This window comes from Streptomyces albidochromogenes (assembly GCF_005981925.1).
GTDB lineage: Bacteria > Actinomycetota > Actinomycetes > Streptomycetales > Streptomycetaceae > Streptomyces > Streptomyces albidochromogenes.
This window is the reverse complement of sequence record NZ_VBVX01000420.1, coordinates 1-4,790: the sequence shown is the minus strand read 5'-3', so window position 1 is coordinate 4,790 and position 4,790 is coordinate 1. Positions and strand designations below refer to the sequence as shown.

The 4,790-nt window shown below is 74.0% G+C and carries 4 protein-coding genes and 2 pseudogenes; 1 reads left to right on the top strand and 5 read right to left on the bottom strand.

Translation table 11 applies throughout. From position 1 onward, the window contains the following. The 3 genes and pseudogenes from E2E34_RS31570 to chsH3 all read right to left on the bottom strand — a co-directional run. Positions 1–201: pseudogene (locus tag E2E34_RS31570) on the bottom strand (short chain dehydrogenase); the annotation flags it as partial. Between the two features lie 11 nt (positions 202–212). Further along, the gene (locus E2E34_RS31565; RefSeq protein WP_138905277.1) at positions 213–1,289 is read right to left on the bottom strand and encodes a Zn-dependent alcohol dehydrogenase; all 1,077 of its coding nucleotides are present in this window, start codon (positions 1,287–1,289) and stop codon (positions 213–215) included. 27 nt (positions 1,290–1,316) lie between these two features. After that, on the bottom strand, positions 1,317–2,171 hold the full coding sequence (chsH3, locus tag E2E34_RS31560) for an enoyl-CoA hydratase ChsH3 (RefSeq protein ID WP_138905276.1): 855 nt from the start codon (positions 2,169–2,171) through the stop codon (positions 1,317–1,319). Between the two features lie 330 nt (positions 2,172–2,501). Between chsH3 and E2E34_RS31555 the strand changes: the two are divergent. Next, positions 2,502–2,936: pseudogene (locus E2E34_RS31555) on the top strand (response regulator); the annotation flags it as partial. A gap of 15 nt (positions 2,937–2,951) precedes the next feature. Here the strand turns inward: E2E34_RS31555 and E2E34_RS31550 are convergent. Both E2E34_RS31550 and E2E34_RS31545 read right to left on the bottom strand, forming a co-directional pair. After that, positions 2,952–4,403, bottom strand: a complete 1,452-nt coding sequence (locus E2E34_RS31550) for an MFS transporter (protein WP_138905274.1) — start codon at positions 4,401–4,403, stop codon at positions 2,952–2,954. Between the two features lie 110 nt (positions 4,404–4,513). Beyond that, positions 4,514–4,675, bottom strand: coding sequence for a carbohydrate-binding protein (locus tag E2E34_RS31545; RefSeq protein WP_167518429.1), 162 nt, complete (start codon positions 4,673–4,675; stop codon positions 4,514–4,516). Positions 4,676–4,790: the final 115 nt, after the last annotated feature.

Below are 4,790 nucleotides of genomic sequence, written 5' to 3'. Positions count from 1 at the left end.
GATCTCCGCGGCCACCTCCTCGGCGGGCGCCGCCGACGCCTCGCCCGAGCCGTCGCGGCCCGGCTGTCCGTAGTCGTTGACGACGACGGCCGCGCCGAGCCGGGCCAGTTCCAGGGCTTCCGCGCGGCCGAGGCCGCGGCCCGCGCCGGTGACGATCGCGCTCAGGCCGTCGAGCGGCAGCGCTCCCGGTGACAGTGGCATCCGCCGCCCCCTCAGATCTCGACGCAGGTGCGCAGGGCCTCGCCCGTACGCATCTGGTCCAGGGCGTCGTTGATCCCGTTCAGCCGCACCCGGTGGGTGATCAGGCCCTCCAGGTCGATGCGGCCGGCGCGCCACAGCGCGACGGCCCGCTCGTACGAACGCAACACGTCGCCGCCGCCGTACATGGACGGCAGGATCCGCTTCTCGTCGAAGAACAGCTCGAACATGTTGACCTGGAAGAGGTCGTCCATAGCCCCCGCGCCGACGACGCACAGGGTGCCGCCGCGCCGGGTCGTCTCGTACGCGGTCCGGGCGGTGGCCGCCCGTCCGACGACCTCGAAGACGTAGTCGAAGCCCTCCCCCGCCGTGACGCGCTGTTTGGCGTCGGCGAGTGCGTCCGGCGCGACCGCTTCGGTGGCGCCGAACCTCAGCGCCGCCTCGCGCCGGGAGGCGACCGGGTCGACGGCGACGATCTGGGCCGCGCCCTGCACCCGGGCGCCCTGGATCGCGGAGATGCCGACGCCGCCGCAGCCGATGACGGCGACGGACGAGCCGGCTTCGACGCGGGCCGTGTTGATGGCGGCGCCGAGACCCGTCGTCACGCCGCAGCCGATCAGCGCGGCGACCTCGTACGGCAGGTCGTCGGGGATCGGTACGGCGCAGCCCGCGTCGACGACGACCTCCTCGGCGAAGGTGCCGGTCCCGGCGAAACCGAAGACGTCACCCCCGGGCCGCTTGAAGTTGGGGGTGCCCGCGTTCATGAGCCCGGCGAGGCACAGGTGCGTCTGTCCGCGCTTGCAGGACGGGCAGGCGCCGCAGGCAGGCAGCCAGCAGACGAGGACCCGGTCGCCCGGACCGACCCCGGTGACGCCGTCGCCGACATCGGTCACCTCGCCGGCGCCCTCGTGCCCGGGGACGAAGGGGGCGGGCTGCGGCAGTACGCCGCTCATCGCCGAGAGGTCGGAGTGGCACAGGCCGGTGGCCCGGACGCGGATCTTGACCTTGCCGGGGCCGAAGCCCACCGCCTCGACGTCGTCGAGGACTTCGAGCTTGTCCTGCCCTATCTCGTGCAGTACGGCTGCGCGCACGGTACGGCTCCCTTCACGGACTTCGGGTCAGGTGTGTACGACGGTGGTGTCGGCCAGGACCGGCGCGTCGTCCCGCTCCACGGCGGTCACCGACACCTGGACGCGCCCCGGTGACTTCCACATCCGCAGGCGCAGGGTCTCGCCGGGAAAGACGACCCCGGCGAAGCGGGTGCTGTACGACAGGACGCGCGTGACGTCGCCGCCGAGCGCGGTGTCGACGACGGCCTTGAGCGTCATGCCGTACGAGCACAGGCCGTGCAGGATCGGCCGGTCGAAGCCGGCGAGCTTCGCGAACTCGGGGTCGGCGTGCAGCGGGTTCCAGTCGCCGGACAGGCGGTAGAGGAGGGCCTGGTCCTCGCGTACCCGCCGCAGCGTTTCGGTGTCCGGTGCGCGGGTGGGCCGCTCGGTGCGGGCGGACGGGCCGCGCTCGCCGCCGAAGCCGCCTTCGCCGCGTACGAAGATCTGGGCGTCGCTCGTCCACAGCGGCCCGTCGTCGGCGGCGGCCCGGGAGCGCAGGACGACGACGGCCGCCTTGCCCTTGTCGTACACCGCCCGGACCGTGGACGTCTGGACCGCCCGGCCCTTCACCGGGATCGGCCGGTGCAGCTCGATGCTCTGGCCGCCGTGCAGGACGTGGGCGAGGTCCACGTCGATGCCCGGCGCCGAGAGTCCGCCGGCCATCGCCGTGCCGGCGCCGGCGACGGTGGCGAAGCTGGGCAGGACGTGCAGCCTGGATTCGAGGGTGTAGCGCAGCTCGTCGGGGTCGGTGGCGGGGGTGCCCGCGCCGAGGCCGAGGTGGTAGAGCTGGACGTCCTTGTGGTCCCAGGCGATCTCGGCGCTGCGGGGTTCGGCTGCGACGGCCTTTGCGGCATCGATGGGCATGGGGATGCTGCTCCTTGATGGATGGAAGACCTCGGCGCGGCCGTCCGCACCGTCAGCCGCACCGAGGTCGTACGGGACCGGCCGCCGACCGCCCGTTCTAGAACGCGTTCTAGGCCGATGGGGCCTATGTATAACGCACCCCGCGGTGGTTGGGAAGACACCGTACTGACGGATCGTCAGGTACGTGGGGCGGGAGCGGGCGCCGGTTCGGGACCGGGTTCGACAGCTCACCCGAACGCGTGCGGTCCCGACGCGGGTGCGGATCGGGGCACGGGCCGGGGCATAGGCTCCGACCGGCCCGCCGGTACCGACCTCGAACTGGAGTCACCCGTGATCAGAGTTCTCCTCGCCGAGGACCCGGGCACGACGCGCGGCGCTCTCGCCCGGCTGCTCGGCCTGGAGCCGGACATCGAGGTCGTCGCCCAGGTCGCGGCGGGCGACGAGATCGTGGACGCCGCCCTGGTCTCCCGCCCCGACGTGGCGCTCCTGGACATCGCGCTCCCCGGCCTCAGCGGACTCGACGCCGCGGCGCTGCTGCGCGACGAGGCGCCGGACTGCCGGGTCGTCATCCTCACCACGTTCGCCAGGCCCGGCCATGTGCGGCGGGCGCTGGACGCGGGCGCGGCGGGCCTGCTGGTCAAGGACGGCCCGGTGCGGGAGCTGGCCGCGACGATCCGCCGGGTGCTGACCGGCGAGACCGTCGTCGACCCGGCCCTCGCCGCCGCCGACGCCGGTCCGGGCGCCGACCCGCTCACCGCCCGCGAGTGAGGCGTGCCCGCGTCACGTCCGCTTCGTGCCGCGCGGCAGCCACACCAGCATCAGCAGGACTCCCCCGAGCAGCGCGCCCGCCCCGACCCGGAACGCGAGGGCGTATCCGGCCGTCAGCGCCTCCGGGGTGGCGGCGCCCGCCGTACGGGACGCCGCGACGGTCGACAGCACGGCGAGTCCCAGCGCGCCGCCCATCGTGCGCGAGGTGTTGATGAGCCCGGACAGCAGGCCGGCGTCACCCGCCCCGCCGCCCGACGTGGCGAGGGAGGCCAGCGGGGTCGACGCGAGGCCCGCGCCGACCATCATCACGACGCCGGGGCCGAGGATGGTGGTGAGGTACGGCCCTCCGGCGCCCATCGCGGACTGCCACGCCATGCCGCCGGCCGCGATCAGCGTGCCGGTGATCGCCACCCGGCGCGCGCCGGCCCTGGCCATGAGCCGCGGGGCGAGCTTCGAGCCGAGGACGATGCTCAGCGAGCTGGGCACCAGGGCGAGCCCGGCGCCGAGCGGGGTGTAGCCCAGGACGTTCTGGGCGTACAGCGTCATGAAGAACCACATGCAGAACATCGCGGAGCCGTTCACGAACATGGCCGCGTTCGCCGCCGACACCGCGCGTACGCGGAAGAACTTCAGCGGCATCAGCGGCGCCTTCGTCCGGGCCTCCACCGCCACGAAGACGCCGAGCAGCGCGAGGCCCGCCACCAGCGGGACGACGGTCGCGGCCGCCGCCCAGCCCCGCGCCTCGGTCTGCACGATGCCGTAGGCGAGGGTCGCGAGCCCGGCGGTGACCAGCAGCGCGCCGGGCAGGTCCAGCCGGCGCCCGTCCCTGGCGTGGCTCTCGACGAGCCACAGGGCGGCGCAGGCCAGGACCAGCGCGCCGACGGGCACGTTGATCAGCAGGACCCAGCGCCAGGACAGCGCGTCCGTCAGGACGCCGCCGACGAGCCCGCCGGCGGCCCCGCCGCCCGCGCCGACCGCCGACCACGTCCCTATGGCGCGTGTCCTGGCGGGGCCTTCGGGGACGGCGGAGGTGAGGATGGTGAGCGTCGCCGGGGCCAGCACCGCCGCGCCGAGGCCCTGCACCGCGCGGGCGGCCAGCAGGTGCCAGTCCGCCTGGGCGAGCCCGCCGGCGAGGGAGGCGGCGGTGAACAGGCCGAGGCCGGTCAGGAAGGTCCGCTTGCGGCCGAAGAGGTCCGCCGCGCGACCGCCGAGGAGCATGAAGCCGGCGAAGGCGATCGAGTAGGCGTTGACCACCCATTGCAGGCCGATCGCGCTGAGCGCCAGATCGGCGCGCATCGACGGCAGCGCGACGTTGACCACCGACACGTCGAGGACGACGAGGAACTGGCCCGCGCAGGCGGCGAGTACGACCGCCCAGGTGCGGGACGGCTTACGGGCGGCGGGGAGGCGGGTTCCGGAGACCTGCGGAGAGGGCGACGAGGAGGCGTGGACCATGGGTGTCATGCTCGCAGCAACCGGGTGCCCCGTACATCAGCGTTCCGCACCGCGTGGCGTCAGCCGGGGCGACCGGGCCCCGGCCGTCGCCCGGTGGGAGCCCCGCGCGGGCGCTCGCCCTAGTCGGCGTCCCGCTGCCACGTCTTGACGGTCGTCTTCGGGTTGGACGCGGAGTTCGACGTGTGCGCCACCAGGCAGCGGTACTGCTTACCCAGGTGGGCGACGCGGTCGTTCACCGAGTACCGCCGGTTTACTTTCCACTCCGAGAATCCCGCTGCCATGAGTCGACGCCCTTTCACCGGGCCGGCTCGATGCCGGTCCGCCCGCATCCTCCCACGGCCCGCGCGTCACACCCGCAGCAGCGTCACCACCGCCGCCCCGCCAAGACCGATGTTG

Bases quoted from the DNA above. Each gene is read 5' to 3' on its own strand.
- chsH3 (WP_138905276.1), bottom strand. From the start codon at position 2,171: ATGCCCATCGATGCCGCAAAGGCCGTCGCAGCCGAACCCCGCAGCGCC.
- E2E34_RS31550 (WP_138905274.1), bottom strand. From the start codon at position 4,403: ATGACACCCATGGTCCACGCCTCCTCGTCGCCCTCTCCGCAGGTCTCC.
- E2E34_RS31545 (WP_167518429.1), bottom strand. From the start codon at position 4,675: ATGGCAGCGGGATTCTCGGAGTGGAAAGTAAACCGGCGGTACTCGGTG.